Annotated in this window: 21 protein-coding genes; 8 read left to right on the top strand and 13 right to left on the bottom strand. The window is 64.3% G+C overall.

What is annotated here, in order from left to right; all coding sequences use genetic code 11:
* Positions 1–340: 340 nt before the first annotated feature.
* From folK to QMG80_RS07505, 3 genes are all read right to left on the bottom strand, one after another.
* A complete protein-coding gene (folK, locus tag QMG80_RS07515) occupies positions 341–835 on the bottom strand; it encodes a 2-amino-4-hydroxy-6-hydroxymethyldihydropteridine diphosphokinase (RefSeq protein ID WP_085772255.1) in 495 nt (164 codons plus the stop codon).
* 11 nt (positions 836–846) lie between these two features.
* Complete coding sequence (gene folP / locus QMG80_RS07510; protein WP_085773742.1) at positions 847–1,614, bottom strand: dihydropteroate synthase; 768 nt, start codon at positions 1,612–1,614, stop codon at positions 847–849.
* A 274-nt stretch (positions 1,615–1,888) separates the two neighbouring features.
* Positions 1,889–2,158, bottom strand: coding sequence for a DUF6156 family protein (locus QMG80_RS07505; protein ID WP_085772254.1), 270 nt, complete (start codon positions 2,156–2,158; stop codon positions 1,889–1,891).
* A 665-nt stretch (positions 2,159–2,823) separates the two neighbouring features.
* Between QMG80_RS07505 and fae (QMG80_RS07500) the strand changes: the two genes are divergently transcribed.
* From fae (QMG80_RS07500) to QMG80_RS07480, 5 genes are all read left to right on the top strand, one after another.
* Entirely contained in the window at positions 2,824–3,333 is a 510-nt protein-coding gene (gene fae / locus QMG80_RS07500) for a formaldehyde-activating enzyme (protein ID WP_085772252.1), read from the top strand.
* A gap of 340 nt (positions 3,334–3,673) precedes the next feature.
* Positions 3,674–4,237, top strand: coding sequence for a formaldehyde-activating enzyme (fae, locus tag QMG80_RS07495; protein ID WP_085772251.1), 564 nt, complete (start codon positions 3,674–3,676; stop codon positions 4,235–4,237).
* A 94-nt stretch (positions 4,238–4,331) separates the two neighbouring features.
* On the top strand, positions 4,332–5,480 hold the full coding sequence (locus QMG80_RS07490; protein ID WP_085772250.1) for an 8-amino-7-oxononanoate synthase: 1,149 nt from the start codon (positions 4,332–4,334) through the stop codon (positions 5,478–5,480).
* The gene (bioD, locus tag QMG80_RS07485; protein WP_085772249.1) at positions 5,477–6,091 is read left to right on the top strand and encodes a dethiobiotin synthase; all 615 of its coding nucleotides are present in this window, start codon (positions 5,477–5,479) and stop codon (positions 6,089–6,091) included. Before QMG80_RS07490 ends, bioD begins: the two co-directional genes overlap by 4 nt.
* Positions 6,088–7,362 (top strand): adenosylmethionine--8-amino-7-oxononanoate transaminase, encoded by a 1,275-nt coding sequence (locus QMG80_RS07480; protein WP_085772248.1) that lies wholly within the window; start codon positions 6,088–6,090, stop codon positions 7,360–7,362. Before bioD ends, QMG80_RS07480 begins: the two co-directional genes overlap by 4 nt.
* Positions 7,363–7,466: 104 nt before the next feature.
* Here QMG80_RS07480 and QMG80_RS07475 read toward each other — a convergent pair whose 3' ends face one another.
* The 5 genes from QMG80_RS07475 to QMG80_RS07460 all read right to left on the bottom strand — a co-directional run bounded on the left by QMG80_RS07475 (position 7,467) and on the right by QMG80_RS07460 (position 11,869).
* Positions 7,467–7,907, bottom strand: a complete 441-nt coding sequence (locus QMG80_RS07475) for a DUF2442 domain-containing protein (protein ID WP_085772247.1) — start codon at positions 7,905–7,907, stop codon at positions 7,467–7,469.
* A gap of 31 nt (positions 7,908–7,938) precedes the next feature.
* A complete protein-coding gene (locus QMG80_RS21690; RefSeq protein ID WP_425351471.1) occupies positions 7,939–8,103 on the bottom strand; it encodes a DUF4160 domain-containing protein in 165 nt (54 codons plus the stop codon).
* A gap of 139 nt (positions 8,104–8,242) precedes the next feature.
* Positions 8,243–9,934: an AMP-binding protein gene (locus QMG80_RS07470; RefSeq protein ID WP_085772246.1), complete on the bottom strand. Its 1,692-nt coding sequence runs from the start codon at positions 9,932–9,934 to the stop codon at positions 8,243–8,245.
* A gap of 241 nt (positions 9,935–10,175) precedes the next feature.
* Entirely contained in the window at positions 10,176–11,210 is a 1,035-nt protein-coding gene (locus tag QMG80_RS07465; RefSeq protein WP_085772245.1) for a nickel/cobalt transporter, read from the bottom strand.
* A complete protein-coding gene (locus tag QMG80_RS07460) occupies positions 11,210–11,869 on the bottom strand; it encodes a DUF1007 family protein (RefSeq protein ID WP_085773741.1) in 660 nt (219 codons plus the stop codon). Before QMG80_RS07460 ends, QMG80_RS07465 begins: the two co-directional genes overlap by 1 nt.
* Before the next feature lie 310 nt (positions 11,870–12,179).
* Here QMG80_RS07460 and QMG80_RS07455 point away from each other — a divergent pair, with 310 nt between their 5' ends.
* Entirely contained in the window at positions 12,180–15,698 is a 3,519-nt protein-coding gene (locus QMG80_RS07455) for an indolepyruvate ferredoxin oxidoreductase family protein (protein ID WP_085772244.1), read from the top strand.
* A gap of 29 nt (positions 15,699–15,727) precedes the next feature.
* On the opposite strand, the gene QMG80_RS07450 is transcribed toward QMG80_RS07455, so the two are convergent.
* The 4 genes from QMG80_RS07450 to QMG80_RS07435 all read right to left on the bottom strand — a co-directional run bounded on the left by QMG80_RS07450 (position 15,728) and on the right by QMG80_RS07435 (position 19,107).
* Positions 15,728–16,132 carry a type II toxin-antitoxin system VapC family toxin gene (locus QMG80_RS07450; RefSeq protein ID WP_085772243.1) on the bottom strand — a complete coding sequence of 135 codons (405 nt, stop codon included), beginning with the start codon at positions 16,130–16,132 and terminating at the stop codon, positions 15,728–15,730.
* A complete protein-coding gene (locus QMG80_RS07445) occupies positions 16,129–16,377 on the bottom strand; it encodes an AbrB/MazE/SpoVT family DNA-binding domain-containing protein (RefSeq protein WP_085772242.1) in 249 nt (82 codons plus the stop codon). Before QMG80_RS07445 ends, QMG80_RS07450 begins: the two co-directional genes overlap by 4 nt.
* Positions 16,378–16,539: 162 nt before the next feature.
* Entirely contained in the window at positions 16,540–18,345 is a 1,806-nt protein-coding gene (gene lepA, locus QMG80_RS07440; RefSeq protein WP_085772241.1) for a translation elongation factor 4, read from the bottom strand.
* Between the two features lie 180 nt (positions 18,346–18,525).
* Positions 18,526–19,107, bottom strand: coding sequence for a hypothetical protein (locus QMG80_RS07435; RefSeq protein WP_158658790.1), 582 nt, complete (start codon positions 19,105–19,107; stop codon positions 18,526–18,528).
* Between the two features lie 289 nt (positions 19,108–19,396).
* Here QMG80_RS07435 and QMG80_RS07430 point away from each other — a divergent pair, with 289 nt between their 5' ends.
* The gene (locus QMG80_RS07430) at positions 19,397–19,864 is read left to right on the top strand and encodes an SRPBCC family protein (protein WP_085772239.1); all 468 of its coding nucleotides are present in this window, start codon (positions 19,397–19,399) and stop codon (positions 19,862–19,864) included.
* 56 nt (positions 19,865–19,920) lie between these two features.
* On the opposite strand, the gene QMG80_RS07425 is transcribed toward QMG80_RS07430, so the two are convergent.
* Positions 19,921–20,202, bottom strand: coding sequence for a hypothetical protein (locus QMG80_RS07425; protein WP_085772238.1), 282 nt, complete (start codon positions 20,200–20,202; stop codon positions 19,921–19,923).
* 275 nt (positions 20,203–20,477) lie between these two features.
* Here QMG80_RS07425 and QMG80_RS07420 point away from each other — a divergent pair, with 275 nt between their 5' ends.
* Positions 20,478–22,307: a PAS domain-containing sensor histidine kinase gene (locus QMG80_RS07420; RefSeq protein WP_158658789.1), complete on the top strand. Its 1,830-nt coding sequence runs from the start codon at positions 20,478–20,480 to the stop codon at positions 22,305–22,307.
* Positions 22,308–22,333: the final 26 nt, after the last annotated feature.

Here is a 22,333-nt window from a genome sequence, read left to right as displayed (position 1 = left end):
CGAGACGACCTATCTCCCCTAATCCCTCTCGCAGGCGCAATAAAATACAAATCTCTCGATAATCTAGGCAATCTAGAGCGGTTCTGTCGCAGCCTCGAGCCCTGGCCATCCCCCTGCGCGCCCTCAACCGCAAAGGCTGCGACATTTTGTGCTGCACCGCACCGAATGATAGGGTCAAGTTCGAGCTAACGGTGACACCCAACTCCGGCCAAATGACGCCCCGGGAGCTTAGAGCGGCCCCCAGCCCAAAAGACTGCGACAAGGCATGCTGCGATGCATCAATGCGCCCAGCGCAAAGCCCTGCAACTTTTGAAAGCCCCCCCATTCACGCGTCTTGACGTCATGTTGCTCCCGCGTCCCAGACATTGACGCCGCCTTCCTCCAGCCGACGCAAGGCTTCCTTGACGGTAACGCCGCCGAGCGCCAGTTCCGGTGCGATTTCGGCGAGCGGGGCGAGGACGAATCGGCGCGCGAAGAGTTCTTTGTGCGGAATCGTAAGCTCCGGGTCGTCAATCGCCTCGGCGCCATAAAACAGGATGTCGATATCGATGAGCCGCGGTCCCCAACGGCGCGTCGGCTCGCGCCCCATGTCGGCCTCGATCGTCTTGACCGCGGCGAGCAGTTCATAAGGGGTGAGGGAGGTTTCGCCGATCGCGCAGGCGTTGGCGAACTCGCGTTGATCCAACTCGCCCCAGGGAGCGGTTCGATAGATGCGCGAGACGGCCGTGAGCCTCGCCACGTCCCGCGCTCCGAGGAGACGAAGCGCTTCGCGCAAATTCGCCGGCGCGTCGCCGATGTTCGAGCCCAGACCGAAGCCGACTGTAGTGGCCGTCATTCCCGGTTCCCTCACTGTTCTCCAAATTGCAGCGCCTCGAGCACCGCAAAGGCCGCTTTATGCTCCAGCGCGTCATGCACGCGAAAGAGTTGCGCGCCCAGTCCTGCGGCGACGATATTGGCTGCGAGCGTCCCGATGAGGCGTCCGTCGATTTGCTCGCCGGCAAGATCGCGAAAGATGGACTTGCGGGAGACGCCGACGAGCACAGGGAATCCGAGTCGACGCAATTGTGGAATGGCGCGTAGCGCGGCGTAGTTTTGCGCGCGCGTCTTGCCGAAGCCGACGCCCGGATCGAGAAGGATGAGCCGGTCTGCAACGCCAGCGCGACGGGCAATCTCGAGCGAGCGCTCGAAAAAGCGCTGCATGTCGTCGACTATGTCGATGCTGTCTTCTGCCGCTTCGCGGTTATGCATGATCACGATGGACGCCTGGGCCTCTGCGACGACCTCCGCCATCGCGGGATCGCGCTGCAATCCCCAGATGTCGTTGATCATCACGACGCCCGCGGCCAGCGCGCGGCGCGCCGTCTCGGCCTTATAGGTGTCGATCGAGACGGGCGCGCCCGCCTCGTTGACGAGCGAAGCCAGCAGCGGCTCCAATCGTCGCCACTCCTCCTCCGTCGAAACGGGGACATGTCCGGGCCGCGTCGACTCTGCGCCGATGTCGACGATATCCGCGCCGTCGGCAACGAGCTTCTTGGCTTGCGCGAGCGCCGCCTCGCGCGCCAGGAACAGGCCGCCGTCGGAGAAGGAGTCCGGCGTTACATTCACGATGCCCATGATCGCGCGCCCAGCGGCAAGGCGCGCGAGAAAAGCGTCGCGCCGCGCCTCGAAGATCAGTCTTTCCGAAGTCACCGCCGTCTCCCGGGCTTAGCGACGCCTGTCCTCCGAACAGCGCCGTTCGGATGGGTAAGGCTTGGCGTTAGAAGCGGAATGCCGAAGCGAAGTCCGATCGCAAAGGCGTCTCGCCTATTGCGTCAGTCGGTCCTGCGCGAGGCGTTTAGCCGCTGCGGAAGGGAATGGCGAATCTCGCTCCCCGGGGAGTCAATCGCCGTCAAAAATCGAGATCGGTCGTCTCGCCGTCCATCTCGATCGTCGCGCCGGCGAGATCTCCGCCGTCACGATAGCGATAAGAGTGGCGTAGCTCGACCTCGCCATAGACGATCTTCTCGCAAAGAGTCATCCGATCCTGTCCGTCATAGACAGCGCGAAAATAAGTGTTGCGATTTTCGAGCCCGAGAGGCTCGATTTCCGTGATGAGGTTCAGCGGCAGGCCCCTGCCGCTATAGGATAGAAAATACTTGAGACGCAGACTGTCGTTCACGGCGACGTTCTCTCTGTTTGAAAAGCAGCCGCGTGCAGCCGCCCGCTGTCACGCCGGCCGCCCAACGCGAGCCAGAGGCTTCGATATAGAGCGCGTTGTGAAAAAGTGGAAACTATTTGTTGCAAGGAACGCGCTCTTACTTTGGAAGAGTCATCGCGATTTCTGTGTTCACGCTTCTCCTCTTGAACGCCCAGCGCCGAGAAGCTGACGGCAAGCGGCGTCAGTTCGAGCGGGAGGCGCGGCAAATATAAGAGCAGCGAGCAGGGTCGCCGGCGCTCTGTCCTCCGCGTCAAAGTCGAGGGCTGACGAGGCAAAGGTGAAGCTCGTCAGCTTCGCGCTAAGCCTGATCAGCGGAAGACGGGTAAATACGAGCGCCGCCTCTTGTCGATTTCGCGCCGCCGCTGGCGACGAAGGCCAATTCGGCTTGCGCGCCTCTGCAGAAAACATGCGGAAAACGCTAGCTTTCGCGATTAATGCAGTCTCGTGTCCTCACGACTTGGCAAACGCCGATAAAAATGATTGAGTCCGCGCTGCTCGGGATGGTCCCGCGCGCGCATCGGGCCGGCAGGGAGCTGCGGCTCCAGCCGAGGAACGATAAGGGGGGCGCCCCGGATCCTAGCCACGGATCCGCGGGACGCGTTTGGTTTTGTCGAAAGGAAACGCACATGGCTTTGATCAACAAGATGCTGGTCGGCGAGTCGCTGGTTGGCGAGGGCAACGAAGTCGCCCACATCGACCTGCTCATCGGACCGCGCGGCAGCGCTGCCGAGACTGCATTCGCCAATGCGCTTGTTAATAATAAGGACGGCTTCACGACCCTGCTCGCTGTCGTCGCTCCGAACCTCCTGGCCAAGCCGAACACGATTCTGTTCAACAAGGTCACGATCAAGGGCGCCAAGCAGGCTGTCCAAATGTTCGGCCCGGCGCAGGCCGGCGTCGCCAAGGCGGTCGCCGATTCGGTCGCCGAAGGCGTGATCCCGGTCGCCGAAGCCGATGATCTCTTCATCTCGGTCGGCGTGTTCATCCACTGGGACGCCAACGACGACAAGAAGATCCAGGAATACAACTATCAGGCGACCAAGGAAGCCCTCGCCCGCGCCGTGCGTGGCGAGCCGAAGGCTGCCGAGGTCGTCGCCAAGCGCAACGACGTGAAGCACCCCTTCGGCGCGAACTAAGCGCCAGGGGCCTGCCGGCCTATCGTGGCGGGGAGCTTGAACTCCCCGCCGCGAAAGTCGGCGCATGAAATAATTCGTCGGATGAAATAATTCGTCGGCTCCAGAAGGCGCCGGCGGGATCGGAGCGGCGCTTGGAGTGACGCTCGCAAGGCCGGATCGAGGACGGTCCGACGCCTGATTGATCGGCGCAAGGCGGGACCGAAACGCTTTTTCGGCCTTCTCGCGCTGGAGCGAAGGTCGCTTCGGCCCGGGGGGAAATGATAATCCTAACGCCGGAACCTGCCCGCGACCGGCATTGCGGGCGCGTGAGGCGATAAACAGACCGGAAGGAATGCGAACAATGGCCTCGATACTGGATACGATTCTCGGCGCGCTCTTGGGCAAGCCGGTCGGCGGACCGGGCACCGGCAAAACGGGCGTCGGCGAATCGCTCGTCGGCGACGGCAATGAAGTCGCGCACATTGACCTCTTGATCGGACCGCGCGGCAGCGCGGTGGAGAAGGCTTTCGCTAACGCGCTCGTCAATAACAAGGACGGTTTCACGACCCTGCTCGCGGTCGTCGCGCCGAACCTCCTGGTGAAGCCGCCGACGATTCTCTTCAACAAGGTGACGATCAAGAACGCCAAGCAGGCTGTGCAGATGTTCGGCCCGGCGCAATATGGCGTGGCCAAGGCCGTGGCCGATTCGGTCGCCGAAGGCGTCATCCCAGTCGACAAGGCCGACGATCTCTTCATCTGCGTCGGCGTCTTCATCCACTGGGACGCCAATGACGACAAGAAGATCCAGGACTTCAACTATCAGGCGACCAAGGAAGCCATCGCGCGCGCGCTCAAGGGCGATCCCACCGCGCAGAGCGTTCTGTCGGCCCGGGTCGAAGCCAAGCATCCCTTCGCGGCTTATTGAGCCCGCGAAAAAATCTGCTGAGTGCGTTGAAGGAGCCGTTCGCGGCTCCTTTTCCGTTTTGCCCCCGCGCGACGCTCTACTGGAGGCTTCCTGCGTGAACGAATCCCCCCGATGGCTTGACGCCCATCTCGCCGATCTCGAAGGACTTCGCGCAGGCGATCGGCTCCGCGCGCTTGCGCCCGCCCAGGGAACCGATTTCGCCTCCAACGACTATCTCGGGCTCGCCCGATCTGAGGCGCTCCGGAATCTGGCCGCCGCTGCGCTCTCGCGGGGCGTCTCCCTCGGCGCCGGCGGCTCGCGGCTTCTACGCGGCAATTGCCCGGAGCACGAAGCGCTGGAGGAAGACGCGGCGCGCTTCTTCGGGGCCGAGAGCGCGCTTTTCTTCGGCGCCGGTTTCTCCGCCAATGAAGCGTTGCTCGCCACGCTGCCGCAGCGCGGCGATCTCGTGCTTCACGATGCGCTCATTCATGCGAGCTGCCATGACGGATTGCGGCTGTCCCGTGCCGAGCGCCTCGCGATTCCCCACAATGACGCCGAGGCCTTCGAGCAGGCGCTCCGCGCCTTTCGCGCCAACAACGCGTCAGGTCGCGCCTGGATCCTCGTGGAGAGCCTCTACAGCATGGACGGCGACGGAGCTCCGCTGGCGACGCTTGCCGCGCTCGCCGACGCCTATGGGGCATTCCTGCTCATCGACGAAGCGCATGCGACGGGCGTCTACGGCCTTGGCGGTCGCGGTCTCGCGCATGACATCGAAGGCCGCGAGAATGTCGTGACGCTGCACACTTGCGGCAAGGCGCTCGGCCTTTCGGGGGCGCTCCTGTGCCTGCCGCGCGCCCTGCGCGACTTCCTCGTCAATCGCGCGCGCAACTTCATCTTCGCGACAGCGCCTTCGCCGCTTCAAGCCGAGGTGATCCGCGCCGCCCTTCCCTTGATCGAAGCCGCCGAGGAGCGTCGCACCGCGCTGGCGCGCCGCGTCGTCCGGCTCGGCGAGGCGTTGCGCGCAACGACGGTCGCGCCTTCGGGCACGCAAATCCAGCCGGTGATCGTCGGCTCGGATGGACGCGCTGTCGCCCTCGCGCGCGAGATGCAGGCCGAGGGCTTCGACATCCGCGCGATCCGTCCGCCGACCGTGCCGGAGGGCTCGGCGCGGCTCAGGATCTCCGTCACGCTCAACGCGAGCGAAGAAGAGATCGACGCCATGGTCGCGACGCTCGCGCGAAAGCTCGAAGAGCCGCCGGCATGAGCGCGTTTGTCGTCGCGGGAACTGACACGGATGTCGGCAAGACGATCTTTGCGGCGGCTCTCGCCGGCGCGATTGGCGCCGCTTATTGGAAGCCGGTGCAGGCGGGGCTCGACGGCGAGACCGATTCGCAAATTGTTGCCCGGCTTGCTGGCCTGGGCCCGGAACGCATTCTGCCCGAAGCCTACCGCCTCAGGACGCCCGCTTCTCCGCATCTTGCCGCAAGGCTCGACGGCCTCGCCATCGACAGGCTCGATCCGCCAACCCCGCGTCCGCTCGTGATCGAGACGGCGGGCGGCGTGATGACTCCCTTGACGCTCCAGGCGACCAACGCCGATCTGCTGGCGCATTGGCGCCTGCCGGTCGTCGTCGTGGCGCGCACCCGTCTCGGCACGATCAACCATAGCCTACTGACGCTGGAGGCCCTGCGACGCCGCGGCGCGCCGGTGCTTGGGCTAGCCTTCATCGGCGAGGAAGACGCCGAGGCTGAAAGCGCGATCGCCGAGATGGGCGAGACGCGCATTCTGGGACGCCTGCCTCGCCTCGCGGCGCTGACGCGCGAAAGCCTCGCCAACGCCTTCGCCGCCGGTTTCGACAGACGGGATTTCCTATGAGCCTTGCGGCTTCGTCTTCGCCGGTTTGGCGTCCGTTCACGCAGCACGCGCTGCAGCCGGATGCGATCGAGATTGCTGAGGCCGAAGGCGCATGGCTGACGGCGAAGGACGGCGTGCGCTATCTCGACGCGATCTCGTCTTGGTGGGTGATCAGTCATGGACATCGCCGCTCCGAGATCATGCGAGCGATTCGCGATCAGACGGAGCGGCTCGATCAATTGATCTTCGCGGGCTTCACGCATGAGCCGGCGGAGACCCTCGCACGCCGGCTCGTCGCGCTGACGCCGCAAGGCCTCGACTATGTCTTTTATTCCGACAGCGGCTCCACTTCGGTCGAGGTCGCGATCAAAATGGCGCTGGGGTTTTGGAGGAACCGCGGCGAGAATCGCACGCGGATTCTCGCGCTGGAGCATGGCTATCACGGCGACACGGTCGGCGGGATGTCGACCTCGGCGCGCGGTCCCTTCAATGCGAGCTATGCGCCGCTGCTTTACGACGTCGAGCGCATCCCCTTCCCGGCCGCCGGGCGCGAGCAGGCCACGCTCTACGCGCTGGAGGCCGCCTGCAAGGCGAAGCCTGCAGCGCTCGTCGCCGAGCCGCTGATCTTGGGCGCTGGCGGCATGCTGATCTACCCGCCCTCAGTGCTGCGCGAGATGAGGGCGATTTGCGCGCGCCACGGCGTGCTCTTCATCGCCGATGAGGTGATGACCGGTTTCGGCCGCACGGGGACTTTATTCGCCTGCGAGCAAGCGAATGTCGTCCCCGACATCGCCTGCTACGCCAAGGGCCTAACGGGCGGCGCGCTGCCACTCGCCGTGACGATGTGCAGCGCCGAGATTTTCGAGGCGCATTTCTCGGAAGACCGCGCCAAGGCGCTGTTTCACTCGAGCTCCTTTACGGCCAACCCGATCGCCTGCGCCGCCGCGCTCGCCAATCTCGACATCTGGGAAAAGGGTGACGCGCGAGAGACTGTGGCGAGAACATGCGCCTTGCAAGAGGAACGCATTAGCCGCTTTGCGAATGATGCGCGCTTTCGCAACGCGCGTCGCATCGGCACGATTACGGCGCTCGATCTCGCGGTCGACGAGGAGGGCTATCTTGCGACGATCGGCCTCGAGCTCATGCGCTTCTTCAATGCGCGGGGACTGCTGCTGCGCCCGCTCGGTCCGACGATCTATGTGCTGCCGCCCTACTGCGTGACGGGAGAAGACCTCGACCTCGCCTATGCGGCGATTGAGGAAGCCGCGACATTCGCAGGCAGGATAGCTTAGGAACATCGGCTGCGTCGGGAGGCGAAGCTTCTCGCCGATGAGAACTTGGAGCGGCCTGTCGCACGTGAGCCAAGGTCGATTTCAATGCGCCGTTTCTCGGGGCGCTATCGCAGTTCCAGGGCGCGCGTCGCGAGCGCGACGACCCGCGGAATCGGCTTCTTACCCTGCTCGTAATAGGCCACCATACGGCGGCTGATCCCCAAGGCGGTCGCCGCCGTGTCGAGCGTGTAGGCCTTACGTTCACGCCATCGCTTGAAGGCGTCAGGCGACAAGGTGACGCCCGCTTGCTCTTGCGCCAGCCGCCAAAGGGTATCGGCGGCGATGTCGATGTCGTCAGTCCAGACGACATCGGTCCCATGTTCGCCGACACGGGCTTGACGGAAGAGTTCAGGCGAGCTGCGAAGCGGCGCATAGACGCGAAACGTCTCAATCATGCCAGCGACGTCGACGAGACTTTCCTCGCCTTTATCCCAGCGGACGAGCAAGGTCAGCGGCTTGTCGCCAGGGGATACGGCGGCGATGCGTGGCAACGTCTTCTTGGGCATGGTCAACCTCGTTCATTGAGTTCCGCCCACTTCAGGGCAAGCAGTTCCTGATGGTCGCGCGCCCATGCCATCGCCTCGGCCATCTCCCTGGCTTCGGCCTCCCCGCGATCACGGCCAAATCCGAAATCCGCACGAGCACCTGAAAATCGGGCGCGACGATATGAAAGTGCGGTGGGCGGTGATCGTCGGCATACATGCGGATGCTGGTGGAGCCGAAGCGGCGCAATAGGGGCATGGCGGGCCACCGGTTGCCATGGTGCAACTATTGCACCATGGCCGCAAAAGTCAAGGATCGGGAGGGCGCGTTGGCGCCAGTCGCCCAGCATCCAGCCGCCTCACCTCTTCTCCCTCAAATACTCCTCCCGCAGCACCCGGCGCAGAACCTTGCCGACCGGGCTTTTCGGTAGAGTCTTGCGAAATTCATAATGTCTCGGGGTTTTGTAGGAGGTGAGGCTCTCGCGGGCGAATTTGCGGAGCTCCTCGGGCGTCACGCCTCCGTCGCGCGGGACGATGAAGGCGACGGGCGCTTCGCCCGAACGGGGATCGGGCGCGCCAATGACCGCGACTTCCTTCACCTGCGGATGATGCGCCAGCACGTCCTCGACCTCATTGGGGTAGACGTTGAAGCCGGACACCAGGATCATTTCCTTCAGCCGATCGACGAGCTTGATCTTTCCGTCAGGCAGCATCGTCGCCACATCGCCGGTGCGAAAGAATCCGTCCGCTGTCATGGCGCCGCGCGTCTCCTCGGGCTTTCCCCAATAGCCCGCCATGACTTGCGGACCCTTGACACATAGCTCGCCGCTTTCGCCGGAAGGGACGATCGACCCGTCCTCGGCGCGAATGGAAATGTCGGTCGACGGCACGGGGTAACCGATCGTACCCGTGAATTCCTCGACATCCGGCGAGTTGACGCAGACGATGGGCGAGGTTTCCGAAAGGCCATAGCCTTCGATGATCGCCTTGCCGGTGATCGCCTTCCACTTGTGCGCGACCGCGTGCTGCGTCGCCATGCCGCCGGAAATGCAGAAGGAGAGCGTGGAGAACTCGAGGCTGGCGAACCCCGGCGCGTCGGCGAGCGCCGCATAAAGCGTGTTGACCCCGGAAAACATCGTGTAGCTCGATTTACGCAGAGTCTTGATGAAGCCCGCGATGTCGCGCGGATTGGCGATCAGCAGGCAGCAGCCGCCGGTCCGCACCATCATCAACAGGCAGGCCGTCAATCCGAAGATGTGATAGAGCGGCAAGGCGGTGACGATCTTTTGCGGCTCGCGGCACCAGGGCTCGAGCCACATCGCCGCCTGCTCGACATTGCTCGCGACGTTCCTGTGCAGCAGCACGGCGCCCTTGGCGAAGCCCGTGGTGCCGCCCGTATATTGCAAGAAGGCGATGTCATCGGGCGCGACGGCGACGGGCTCTCGCAGATGCAGATGGCCGAAGCGCAGCGCCTCGTAGAAATAGATCGAGCCCGGCAGGACGTAGGGCTTCACAGCGCGCTTGACATAGCGCGAGACGAAATTGATGAGCACGCCCTTCGCGCCGAGGAGATCGCCGGGCTTGAGGATGATCGCCTGCTCGACCCGCATCTTCGGCCAGGCTTCCGCGACGACGTGGGTGAAATTCTCGAGAACGAAGATGAAGCGCGCCCCGGCGTCATTGATCTGCCGCTCGAGCTCGAGCGGCGTATAGAGCGGATTGATGTTGGTCACGACGCCGCCGGCGAGCAGCACGCCAAAGAGCACGGCAGGATAGCTCGCGAGATTGGGCGACATGATCGCCACGCGCTCGCCCTTCTTGAGCCCCTGCGCCAAGAGCCACGACGCCACGGCCTGGGCGTGGCCGCCGAGCGCGAAATAGCTCATGCTCACGCCAAAGCTCTCGAGCGCCGGGCGATGCGGAAAGCGCTCGACGCTGTCGAGAAACACGGCGTTGAGCGTAGGGTTCTCGAGATTGATTTCCGCTTTGGCGTGCTTGGGATAGGCGTTGAGCCAGGGACGCGTCGCGTAAGGATCCTCGATCGGCGGCATGGGGTTTGTCCTGCTCGAAAAAAAGCGCCGGGCGCGAATCGGCCGTTTGAAAGCTAGCGAATTCCTAGCCGGAAACCTCGCCGCACGCAGGAATTTTGCTTATTGCGGCGCAATAATCGCTCGGCGCGCTTCTCCCTCGAGCGGAGCGGTCCGAGAGGATAAGAAATCCTTCTCTATCATGAGGTTGGAGCGGATCATGATCGCAAAAGCCTGTCAGATTTTGCGCGGTTCGCTCCTGCGCTCAAGCCGCCTGCGCGCTAGAGGCCCCGAGCAGCAACGCCAAACCGATGAACAACACCAGCGCCGCGGCGACGAGCTCCGCGCTGCGGGCGGCGATCATCGTCGCGCGGCGCTCGGATCCGGCCCAGCTCTGCGCGAGACGCCGAGCGAGAACGGTCGCCGCGGCGAGCGCGCCCGTTGTCAAGCCTGTGCCGACCGACATCGCCAGAACGGCGGCGCAGCCGGCCTTGAAGATCCCTTGCGCCAGCGTGAAGACGAGAATGAGGATCGCGCCGGAGCAAGGCCGCAGTCCCGCAGCGAGGACGGCGCCGGCGGCGCTGCCGAAGGAAAATTTCTGGTCCGACAAATCCTGGGGATCAACGAGCGCGCAGTGCTCGCAGTCTTGCGGATGCGCGCCCGAAGAGGCGTCAACGGCTTCACAACGGAAGCCGCTCGCGCTCGCCGGCGCCTGCGGTGGCGCGCGCAGCGCGGATAGAAGCGCCCCGCCCTTCCTCCACAGAAGCGCCGCGCCGAGGGCGGCGATCGCCGCATAGCTGGCGAGCTCCACCCAATCGATAGCGCTCTTCATCTCGAGCGCCGTGAAGCCAAGAAGAGCCGCCGCGAGCCCGACGATGGCGATTGCCACGAGGCCTTGCAGCAGCGCGGCAAGCCCCGCGAGGATCATGCCCCTGCGCACGGCGCTGCGGCTCGCGATCATGTAGGAGGCGAGCACGGCCTTGCCGTGCCCGGGACCCGCGGCGTGAAAGACACCATAAGCGAGGCTCGCGGCGATCAGCGACCAATAGGCCGCGTTTTCGCTCTTAACCCGTCGCGCGGCGTTCTGCAGCTCGAGATGAAACCAGTTCTGCCAGGCCAGGATCGTTCCGGCCAGCCCCCCCGCCGCGCCCGCCCCCTCCCCGCCGCCGATGGCGAAGGGGTTCTTGTGTCGCGGCTGGCTCGCCCCAAAAGGCTCCGCGCTCGCTTGCGGGAGGGGGCTCACTGCGGCCCCGAGCACGAGCGCGAGCGCGCCCCGCAAGACAGTTCGGCGCGAAACCATTACGGACAGGCCACGATGATTCGCGTCGCGAGCTTCACGCCGAAGTCTGCGCCGGGCGAAAAATTCTGGAAAAAGGCCTCGGTGAGCTGCTTGTTGTCTTCCGCCGCGAGCGGCTTGGGCTCGAGGGCGCTGACCGAGCAGCCCTCGGGCGCCTTGGCGAGCGTGACCGGGTCCTTCTTCTCGAAGCCGAATGACACGTAATAGGTCGGATCGTACACCTGGAATGAAAACGGCTTCTTGGCGCTGACGGGCGTCTCGAGAGGCAAGAAGAAGCGAAAGGTGACGATCTTGCGATCGTCCGCCTCGAGCGTCGCCTCCACCGGAGGCTTGAATTTAAGCTTGGCGCCGCCCTGCTTGGCGAAGGTGAAGTAGTCGAACTCCGCGAGCGATTCGACATTCGTCTTGGCGAGCGGCGCGAGCTCCTCGCGCGTCGGCGGCTTACCGTCCTTGCCGAGGCCTTGGACCGCGAAGGCCGAGTACATCTCGTCGAATTCCCAGGCCTGCCGCAATCCGACGATCTTCCCGTCCGGACCAAAAACGACCTGGCTGCGAGCCGCCACCCAGACATGCGGATGCGCCCTCGCCGCTTCGGTCGCGCTCAAGAGCCACGCCGAGCCGAGGAGAAGAAGGAGAAGGGCCGCGTTGAAGCGTGTTCGCATCTGTCCGATGGTTGGCGGCCGCGAGGCCACAGGCGCCCCCTTTATCACGAAGCGGTGGACCGCAATAAGGCCTTCTTGAAATGGCTCTGCGGACTGGCGTAATCTGACAGGGGCGCGCTTTTGGCTCAGGTCCGGGCTCGGCCGCAAACCGGCGCGGTCCGCAGGAGCCGCGATCGGCCACAGAGTTCCTTTCAAGGACACGGGGACGCAGCAGACAGCAGCCGCCCCGGCGAAGTAACGATCTGCGTAGATTTCGTCCCTCCCAGGGACCTGCTTGCGCGTCATCACGGTCGCAGGAGAGATCCAAAACATGGCGGAATTTTCTGCCGACGCCTCCATGCTCGATCCCGTGCTCGGCGCCGCGACGCTCGAGGACAAATACGATCTTCGCAAGAATCGCGTGCTGATGACCGGCACGCAGGCGATCGTGCGTCTTCTCCTGACGCAGAAGGAGCTCGACCGTCGCGCGGGGCTCAATACGGCGGGCTTCGTGACTGGCTACCGCGGCTCGCCGCTCGGGGGCGTCGACGCACAGATGCTCCGCGCCAAGCCCCATTTGGACGCGGCTGGCGTCACTTTCATGCCAGGTCTCAACGAAGATCTCGCCGCGACCGCGATCTGGGGCGCACAGCAGGCCGAAATGCGCGGCGAAGGCCGATATGATGGGGTTTTCTCGCTTTGGTACGGCAAGGGCCCCGGCGTCGACCGCAGCGGCGACGCGCTGCGCCACGTCAACCACGCGGGAACCTCGCGCTACGGCGGCGTGCTCGCGCTCATGGGCGACGATCATCTGGCCGAGTCGTCCACGATCGCGCATCAGTCGGAATATCACTTCATCGACGTGATGATGCCGGTCCTCGCTCCCGCCGGCGTCGAGGAGATATTGACCTATGGGCTCTACGGCTTCGCCCTGTCGCGATACAGCGGTCTCTGGGTCGGCCTGAAATGCGTCAAGGACACGGTTGAATCGACCGCCTCGATCGACGCTTCCCTTGACCGAGCCCCCATCCGGATCCCCGAAGATTTCCTCATGCCGCCGGGCGGCCTCAACATCCGCGCCGCCGACCCCGTGCTGGCGCAGGAAGCCCGCATGCACGAGCACCGCATTCCCGCGGCGCTCGCCTTCATCCGCGCCAATCGGCTGAATCGCATCGTCACCTCGGGGGGGCCTAACGCCAAGATCGGCGTGATCACCGTCGGCAAGTCCTATCTCGACGTGCGGCAGGCGATGGACGACCTCGGCATCGACGAGGTCAGAGCCAATCAGCTCGGGCTGCGGCTTTACAAGATCGGCTGCCCCTGGCCGCTCGAGCCCAAGGGGCTCGCGGAATTTTCGCGCGGGCTTGATCTCATCGTCGTTGTCGAGGAGAAGCGTTCGCTCATCGAGACCCAGCTGCGGGAGCAGCTTTACGACGCCGCGAACCATCCGATTTGCATTGGCAAGCAGGACGAGCGCGGCGATTGGCTCTTTCCCGGAAAGGGCGCCCTGGACCCAAACGACATCGCGGTCGCGCTGGGGCGCCGCCTCATGAAACACCATCCCTCGGCGGAGCTCGAGGCGCGCGTCCTGCGGTTAGAACGGCTGCAGCAGCGCCGCGCGACGATGACCGAGGTCACGACGCGCGTCCCGCATTTTTGCGCGGGGTGCCCGCACTCGACCTCGACCCATGTGCCGCAAGGGGCGCGCGCCTATACGGGGATCGGCTGCCATTACATGGCGCAGTGGATGGACCGCTCGACCGAGGGCTACACCCATATGGGCGGCGAGGGCGCGAACTGGATCGGCGAGGCGCCCTTCTCGACCCGCAAGCACGTGTTCCAGAACCTCGGCGACGGCACCTACAACCACTCGGGCTCGCTCTCGATTCGCTTTGCGGTCGCGACCAAGACGAACATCACCTTCAAGATCTTGTTCAACGGCGTCGTGGCGATGACCGGAGGCCAGAAGCACGAAGGCGAGCTCACGGTCGAAGCCATCGCCCATCAGGTCGCGGCGGAAGGGGTTCGCAAGATCGCGCTCGTCACCGACGAGCCCGGCAAATATCCGGTCGCGACGCCGTGGCCGCCGGGCCTGCAGATCCACCACCGCAATATCTTGAACGAGGTGCAGCGCGATCTCGCCGAAACCCCGGGCGTCACCGTGCTGATCTACGATCAGACCTGCGCCACCGAAAAGCGCCGCCTGCGCAAGCGCGGGCTGCTCGAAGACCCCGACTCGCGGATTATCATCAACGAGCTCGTCTGCGAAGGCTGCGGCGACTGCGGCACCGCCTCGAACTGCGTCGCGGTGCAGCCGCTCGAGACCGAGTTCGGCCGCAAGCGCCGCATCGATCAGTCGGTCTGCAACAAGGATTTCTCCTGTCTCGAAGGCTTCTGCCCGAGCTTCGTGACCGTGCATGGCGCGCGCATGAAGAAGGCGCCGCTGCCGACCGCCGCGCAGACCGCGAGCCAGCCCGCGCTTCCGGCTCCGCGTTTGGCCGCGATCGGCGAGACGCCTTATGGCGTGCTGGTGGCGGGGCTCGGGGGGACCGGCGTCGTGACGATCTCCGCCCTCCTCGGCCTCGCGGCGCATCTCGAAGGCAAGGGCGTCGGCGTCATCGACATGGCCGGGCTCGCGCAGAAAGGCGGCGCGGTCTATTGCCACGTCAAGATCGCCCGTGCGCCCCAGGACGTGCATGCGATCCGCATCGCTGCTGGAGAAGCCGACCTCATCTTGGGTTGCGACCTCGTCGTCTCCGGGGCGAAGCTCGTGCTCTCGGTCGTGGACAAGGAGCGAACCGCGCTCGTGGTCAACAGCGCGGAGGTGTTTCCCGGCGACATCGAGCGCGACCCCGATTTTGTTTTGCCGGCCGAGGCGATCCGGCAGTCGATTCTCCGCGCCGCCGGACCGCGCATCGATCTCCTCGACGTGACGGCGCTCGCCCTGTCGCTTCTCGGCGATTCGATCGCCGCAAACATCTTCATGCTGGGTTACGCTTGGCAAAAAGGGCTGCTGCCGCTTGGCGACGCCTCGCTCCTGCGCGCGATCGAGATCAACGGCGAATCGGTCGAGATGAACAAGCAGGCCTTCCTCTGGGGGAGGCGCGCCGCCCATGATCTCGCGAGTGTCGAACGTGTCGCGCGCGCGCTGCGCCCCAAGAGCGAGGCGCGGCGATTGTCGAGCAGCCTGGAAGAAATCATCGAAAGACGCGCCGAATATCTCGTCGGCTATCAGAACGAGGCCTATGCGCGGCGTTATCGCGAGCGCGTGGCGGCGGTCGCCAGATTGGAGGCGGCGCGCGTCCCTGGCCCGCAGGAGCTGACCGAGGCGGTCGCCCGCTATCTCTTCAAGGTGATGGCGGCCAAGGATGAATATGAGATCGCGCGGCTCTACACCGACGGCGCTTTCGAACGACAGCTGCGCGCGGCCTTCGAGGGCGATCTCCAGCTCGAATTCCACTTCGCGCCGCCGGTGCCCGCTTGGCAGCCCAAGAATGACTTCGGCGGCTCGCGCAAGATCACCTTCGGCGGCTGGGTCTTTGGGGTGTTACGCATCCTCGCGAAGCTGAAAGGGCTGCGCGGCACGCCCTTCGACATCTTGCGCTTCAATCAGGATCGCATCAGGGAGCGGGAGATCCGCGCCAATTACGAGGCGCTGCTCGACGAGATCCTCGAGCGGCTACACCCGCAAAATCATGCGACAGCGGTGGCGCTGGCGCGGCTGCCCGAGAAAATCCGCGGCTTCGGCCACATCAAGGCTCGCAACACCGAAGCGGCGCAGGCCGAGGAGAAGCGCCTGCTCGAGCAGTTCCGCCGCCCGATCGACGCGGCGCGAATCGCGGCGGAGTGAGAGCGGCAAGACAGAAAGCGGACGACGCCTCAGCTGGGTCCAACGATCTTCACTTCTGGAAAATATGTGCGGTAGCGAGCGACATCTCGCGTCAAAATAGGTGCGCCGAGGACGCTCGCATGGGCGCCGATGAAAAAATCCGGTAGCGGACTCGTTTTCAGGCCGCCTGAGCGGCGGTAAGCGCGGAAAGCAACGCCGGCGCGGAATGCTGCCGCCTTTGGCACATCCAAAATGACGAGCCCCAATCGCGCGATCTCCGCGTCGCAATCGCTTTCGCTCGCGAACCCCAAGGAAAACTCCGCGTAGATGACCGCGTTGATGATCAGAGGCGCCCCTTCGCGCCTCGCCGCTTCCAGAGCGCCGATCGACCATTCGAACCACGCCAGGTCGCCAGTGGCGATGTCAATCAAGATGTTCGTGTCGACGAATATCAATCCTCGCCTCGCGTGAAGGCCATCAACTCGTCTGTCGTAAACCCTTTGAACGGCTTGCGCCGCGCCATGTCCTCTAAAACTGCTCGATAAGCGTCGCCGCTGGCGTGGCTACCGGCCTTTTCAACGACCACCCCGCCGTCGAGCCGAGGGCGCAAGATCACGCTGTCTCCAGCGTGAATGCCTGCCGCCTCGAGAATCTCTTTCGACAGCGTGATTTCGCCCTTCTCGTCGACTTTCGTGCTCATGCGTCCGTCTTTCAGCCGTGTCGCATCTTACCACGAGCGAAATTTATAGAGCGAAATTCTGTCTCAAGGTTAAGCTTTAAGCGTTCAGCTATCGGTGTCACCCTAGCTTCTCCTTTCGCCCACCGGCAACGCCCAATGGTCGGTCCTGTCAGATCTGGCGCCCTACCCCTCCATCTTCAGCGCGGCGATAAACGCCTCCTGCGGGATTTCCACCCGCCCGAACTGGCGCATCTTCTTCTTGCCTTCCTTCTGCTTCTCGAGCAGCTTTCTCTTACGAGTCGCGTCGCCGCCGTAGCACTTCGCCGTCACGTCCTTGCGGAAGGCGCGCACGGTTTCGCGCGCGATGATCTTGCCGCCGATCGCCGCCTGAATCGGCACCTGGAACATATGCGGCGGGATCAACTCTTTCAGCTTTTCGCACATCTGCCGTCCGCGCCCATCCGCGCGCGTGCGGTGCACGAGCATGGAGAGCGCGTCGACGGGCTCCGCGTTCACGAGAATGCTCATCTTGACGAGATCGCCGGGGCGATAGTCGGTGATCTGATAATCGAAGCTCGCATAGCCCTTCGAGATCGACTTCAGGCGGTCATAAAAGTCGAACACGACCTCGTTCAGCGGCAGGTCGTAGACGGCCATCGCGCGCTTGCCGACATAGTTGAGGTCGGCCTGCACGCCGCGCCGATCCTGACAGAGCTTCAGCACCGCGCCGAGATAGTCGTCGGGCGTCATGATCGTCGCGCGGATCCAGGGCTCGCGGATTTCCTCGATCCGCACCACGTCCGGCATGTCGGCCGGATTATGCAGCTCGATCTCCTCGCCGTTGGTGAGCAGGATCTTGTAGACGACTGACGGCGCCGTCGCGATGAGGTCGAGGTTGAACTCGCGATGCAGGCGCTCCTGAATGATCTCTAAGTGCAGGAGCCCAAGAAAGCCGCAGCGAAAGCCGAAGCCAAGCGCCGCCGAGGTCTCCATCTCATAGGAGAAGCTCGCGTCATTGAGGCGCAGCTTGCCGATGGCCGCGCGCAAATCTTCGAAATCGGCGGCGTCGACCGGGAAGAGCCCGCAGAAGACGACAGGCTGCGCGGGCTTGTAGCCGGGGAGCGCCTCGGCGCAGGGACGCTTGTCGTCGGTAATCGTGTCGCCGACGCGCGTGTCCGCGACCTGCTTGATCTGCGCGGTGATGAAGCCGATCTCGCCGGGACCGAGCTGGGCGACGTCCTGCATCTTGGGCTTGAAGACGCCGATCCGATCGATCTCATAATGCGCATTCGCGCCGATCATCTTGATCTTCTGGCCCTTCTTCATGACGCCGTCGAAGATTCGCACGAGCACGACGACGCCGAGATAGGCGTCGTACCAGCTGTCGACGAGGCCGGCTTTGAGCGGCGCGGTCTCGTCGCCCTTGGGCGGCGGCAGGCGCTTGACGATGGCTTCCAGCACCTCGTCGACCCCAAGGCCTGTCTTGGCCGAGATCGGCACGGCGTCGGAGGCGTCGAGGCCTATGACCTCCTCGATCTGCTGCTTGATGCGGTCGGGCTCGGCCGCCGGCAGGTCGATCTTGTTCAGGACGGGGACGATCTCATGCCCGGCGTCGATCGCCTGATAGACATTGGCGAGTGTCTGGGCTTCGACCCCCTGAGAGGCGTCGACGACGAGAAGAGAGCCCTCGCAGGCGTGCAGCGAGCGCGAGACCTCATAGGCGAAGTCGACGTGCCCGGGCGTGTCCATCAGATTGAGGACATAGCTTTTGCCATCCTTGGCCTTGTAGTCGAGGCGGACGGTTTGCGCCTTGATCGTGATGCCGCGCTCGCGCTCGATGTCCATCGAGTCGAGCACTTGGTCGACCATCTCGCGGTCGGCGATCGTCCCGGTGAGCTGGATCAGCCGGTCGGCAAGCGTCGACTTGCCGTGGTCGATGTGGGCGACGATCGAGAAATTGCGGATGTTGTCGATGGGGTGAGCGGTCATGCGCCCCGGATAGCAGCGCCGGGGCGTCGAGGAAAGGGCGGGGCCACAGAAGCGCGAGAGCGCGATACGAAAAAGTGGAAACCGGCTTTTCGCACAGATCCCGCTCTAAAACTTTGGAATCGATCACTTATCTGCGTTTGAGCGCTTCCACTCAAACGCAGCGTGATCTCGCGCTCGCGGCTATTTCTTTGCGAGCGCGCGCTCGAACTCGACCATAGCCTTTCCCCAAAGCTCCTTGGCGACAGGCGTGGCCCATTTGACGAAAGCCACGGTGCTCTCAACCGTGAAGCAGCCGATCGCGTACGACCATTCGACGGCCAGATCGAACCATTTCAAGCCCGGATGCCCCTCCGGGATTTTGGAGCGCAGGAAGGCGACGCCGGCCTTGGTTTCCTTGCAGACGACGCCCCAGATCACCTCGAGCGAATCAGTCGGGTTCTGGCGCGCAAGCTCCTGGGCGAGACGCCCCGCTTCCCGCAACGCCTCCTCGGCGCGGCCGGTCGCCTGATTGAGCGCGTTTTTCAAGGTTTCGGCCTCGGCCGACAGCCTATCCCGCTCCTGCCCCAAGATCCCGAGGCGCGCGGACAGCTCGTCGCGCTCGCGCGAGGCCGCGTCGGCCATGCGCAGAACCTCGGCCTTGTCGGCAGCGTGCCGATCGGCGTCGGCCGTGGCGCGTTTCAGCTTTTCCTGAAGGTCGGCGATCAGCGCGTTTGCCGCCGCCGCAGCGGGCGAATTCGAGGTGTCTTCATGGTCTTCCAGCACGGCGAGGCTCCCGATTCGAGCCCGCGTGAAGCGGGCCATAAAGGTGATGAGACGACGGCGCGCCGCGGCGCGAATCTAAGGCAGTCCTGGCTTTTCATACGAGGTCTCGCGCGCAGAGGCCAGCCGGATTTCGCGAAATGCTCCAGCTTGAAAGCCGGGTTACGGCACGCCCTGCCGCTTCGCAAAACCGCCCATGGCCCCCTGAGCGTGGCGCAGACTCTGGAGCCCCGCGCTGGCCTCGAACGTGGCTTAGACTTTGCTTGCTTTGAGGAAACAGGAGTATGACGCCGTGTCGGAAGCTCTGACCCGAAGCATCAATACGGAAAAAGACTTCGAACAGCCGGTCGAAACGCTCTGGCGCGCCATGACGGACTCCGAATGGCTTGCGGTCTGGTTCTTTCCAAACGACATTGAACCGGTCGTAGGACATAAGTTCACAATATGGAGCCGGCCGATCGAGCGTTGGGACGGCGAGTTCAAATGCCAGGTGCTCGAGGTCATTCCGGAAAAACTGCTGCGCTTCAGCTGGTCCGGCGGGCACGAGGAGCTGAAAGCCTTCGGCCGCGAGATGTCCACCAGCGTCACCTGGACGCTCGCTCCACTTCCGAACGGCGGCGCGCGCGTCGTCTTCACGCATGAGGGGTTTGCTGCGGACCCTGCGGCGGACGCGCTTTACGAGGTCATGCAGAAGGGCTCGGAGAGCGTGTTGAGAAGCCTCGCGAAAAGGCTTCCGGATCTCATCGAGCACGGCGCATGAAAAAGGCTGAAGAACGGCAGGTTTTCGCCTAGCGGTTGCGTCGGACTCATTGATCCTCAGCGCGTCTTGTCGAGAGCAGAAAGACCGGAGCCGACGGTCCTGGCCACGGAGAGGCAGTCCTCCGGGCGCTTGAGACATCGTTCCTTGACGCCTTCGGCGAGCTTTTCCGCCGCGGCTCTCTTCAGCGTCTCGATCACATCGGCTTCACGCGCCGGCGTGGCGCGGCGCCCCGGCTCGACCTTGGCCTTGGTGGCGACCTGGCCCTCCGGTTGGCTCTCGCGGCTCGCCAAGAAGAAAATCACAGCGAGGACGAGCAGGCTTTTGAGGAGAAACCACACGCCTCTACCCGGCTCCCATGTAAATCGCGCCTAAACTTTAGTCCTTATCGCTCGAGCGGCTCCCTGCGAGCGGGATGGGCGCCAGTCAACTTGCGCGCAAGGACCTTTCCCGCCGGTAAATTTCTCCCTTTTCAAAGAGCCCGCCTTAGCAAGGGTTCTCCAGCCGAGGGGCGGCGCGTCGCCAATAATCCAACGCGTGGGGAGCTCCGGGGGCGCGTCCTTAGCAGTCGCTTAACGTCGATTTGCAAAACTCCTCGCTCTCAGGGAGTGTCGCCTTGCAGTGTTCCTCGGCCGTGAAAAGCCTCAACGCGCCCACGTGGCTCGAGCAGCTCGCTCCCGATCACGGCGCCGAGGACGCCGTTTCGCGGGAACGGCAAAAGCTCTTCATCCTGCTGCGATTGGTCGCCGGCGGCGGCGCGCTGCTGCTCGCGCCGCTCTATCTGCTGCTGATCGGCCTGCCGACGCCGCAGCATCTGTCGCTGTTTATCCTCTCGCTCACGCCTTTCGTCGCGATCGGCGTGTTGAAACGCACCGGCGACCTGTCCTTCGCGCAGAATGTCTCGATCAGCGGCTGGTCGGCGCTCGCGGTCGGGGTCTGCCTGTCGGCGAAGGGTTTCGAACCCGTTGCGGGGCTGTTGCTGACGGTGGCGCTGATCGAAGCCGCGTTAGCGCTCGATGCGATCGTTGTCGGAGCCGTGGCTTGCGCGGGCCTCGTGTTGGTCGCCATCCACGCGGGTCTGCCGCTCTTCGGCGACATTGCGCTGTCGCCCGGCCGCCTCGACATTGCCTTGGCGGGAGCTCCGCTCCTTTGCTACGCGGCCTTGCTCGCCTCGGGCGGGGTGCTCGTCGAGCGGGCGCGCACGCGCGCCGATCGCCGCAACGCCCGCGATCTCGGATTGCTCACTGCCGCGATCGGCGACATCGTCGCCTATTTCGACCGGCGCGGCGCCGCGACTTCGGTCCTGGGCGAGAAGCATCGGGCCTACGGGCTCGAGCCGAACGATTTGCTGGGGCGCGGCTTTCTGCAACGCGTGCACATGGCGGATCGCCCAGCGTTTCTGGCGCTCGGCGCCCAAGCCGCGGCGGACGGCGAGCCGTCGCAGGCCACTCTTCGGATTCTCGTGAACCGACCCGATCGCGACGGCGGCGTCCATTTTCTTCGCTTCGAGGCCCGCGCCTATCCCATGAGCGCCGCGGAAGGCTGCGCCGATGAGGACTCGGGCGCCTTCGTCTGCGTTTTTCGCGACGCGACCGCGGCGACCCGAGCGGAGGAGGAGATCGCCGCCGCGCAACGCGAGAGCAAGCTCGCGCAGACCGCCAAGACGCGCTTCCTCGCGACTGTCAGCCACGAGCTGCGCACGCCGCTCAATGCGATCATCGGCTTTGCTGAAATGCTCGCCAATCCCGAGCTCGAGATGAGGCCGCAGGAGGCGCGCAAGCGGAGCGAATATGCGCGGATCATCAGCGAATCCGGCCGTCGCTTGCATGAAGTCGTCAACACGATCATCGACATTTCGAAAATCGAGTCCGGCGCGATGCAAATCCTGATCGAGCCCTTCTCACTCAGCGCGCTGATGGATCAGTGCTGCGACACATTGCGTGCGAAGGCGGCGGACCGCGAGATAACCCTTGTCTGCAATCATCCGCCCCAAAGCGAGGACGTCTGGGCCGACAGGCGCGCCTGCAAGCAGATTCTCGTCAGCCTGCTCTCCAACGCGATCAAATTCACGCCGCCCTCAGGCCGCGTGAGCTTGAGTCTGGCGATCGAGGGCGCTCATTACGCGATAAGCGTCAAGGATACGGGCGTCGGCATCTCGCCCGCCGACATCGCCCGGCTCGGCGAGCCTTTCTTTCAGGCGAGCGCCTCGGACGATCGCGCTTTCGAGGGCGCAGGACTCGGGCTCGCGGTGGTTCGGGGTCTCGTCGGGCTGCATGGCGGCCGCATCGGCATCGAAAGCGCGCCGCGGGTCGGCACGACCGTGACCGTGCGCCTGCCGCAGGACTGCCGGAATAGTGGAAAGACGCGCGCGCCGGTCAAGATCGAAACGGTTCAACGTCACGCCGGCGGCGGCGACAGAAGCGGAGCGGTGAAAAAAATTGCCTAAGAGCCCCCCCTCTCACGATTTCGACG

Source organism: Methylocystis bryophila (genome assembly GCF_027925445.1).
GTDB classification, from domain to species: Bacteria; Pseudomonadota; Alphaproteobacteria; order Rhizobiales; family Beijerinckiaceae; genus Methylocystis; species Methylocystis bryophila.
Note: the sequence above shows the minus strand (reverse complement) of the source record. Positions and strands in the feature narration are given on the sequence as shown.

Bases quoted from the DNA above. Each gene is read 5' to 3' on its own strand.
- folK (WP_085772255.1), bottom strand. From the start codon at position 835: ATGACGGCCACTACAGTCGGCTTCGGTCTGGGCTCGAACATCGGCGAC.
- folP (WP_085773742.1), bottom strand. From the start codon at position 1,614: ATGGGCATCGTGAATGTAACGCCGGACTCCTTCTCCGACGGCGGCCTG.
- fae (WP_085772252.1), top strand. From the start codon at position 2,824: ATGGCTTTGATCAACAAGATGCTGGTCGGCGAGTCGCTGGTTGGCGAG.
- fae (WP_085772251.1), top strand. From the start codon at position 3,674: ATGGCCTCGATACTGGATACGATTCTCGGCGCGCTCTTGGGCAAGCCG.
- bioD (WP_085772249.1), top strand. From the start codon at position 5,477: ATGAGCGCGTTTGTCGTCGCGGGAACTGACACGGATGTCGGCAAGACG.
- QMG80_RS07480 (WP_085772248.1), top strand. From the start codon at position 6,088: ATGAGCCTTGCGGCTTCGTCTTCGCCGGTTTGGCGTCCGTTCACGCAG.
- QMG80_RS07475 (WP_085772247.1), bottom strand. From the start codon at position 7,907: ATGCCCAAGAAGACGTTGCCACGCATCGCCGCCGTATCCCCTGGCGAC.
- QMG80_RS21690 (WP_425351471.1), bottom strand. From the start codon at position 8,103: ATGTATGCCGACGATCACCGCCCACCGCACTTTCATATCGTCGCGCCC.
- QMG80_RS07470 (WP_085772246.1), bottom strand. From the start codon at position 9,934: ATGCCGCCGATCGAGGATCCTTACGCGACGCGTCCCTGGCTCAACGCC.
- QMG80_RS07465 (WP_085772245.1), bottom strand. From the start codon at position 11,210: ATGGTTTCGCGCCGAACTGTCTTGCGGGGCGCGCTCGCGCTCGTGCTC.
- QMG80_RS07460 (WP_085773741.1), bottom strand. From the start codon at position 11,869: ATGCGAACACGCTTCAACGCGGCCCTTCTCCTTCTTCTCCTCGGCTCG.
- QMG80_RS07455 (WP_085772244.1), top strand. From the start codon at position 12,180: ATGGCGGAATTTTCTGCCGACGCCTCCATGCTCGATCCCGTGCTCGGC.
- QMG80_RS07445 (WP_085772242.1), bottom strand. From the start codon at position 16,377: ATGAGCACGAAAGTCGACGAGAAGGGCGAAATCACGCTGTCGAAAGAG.
- lepA (WP_085772241.1), bottom strand. From the start codon at position 18,345: ATGACCGCTCACCCCATCGACAACATCCGCAATTTCTCGATCGTCGCC.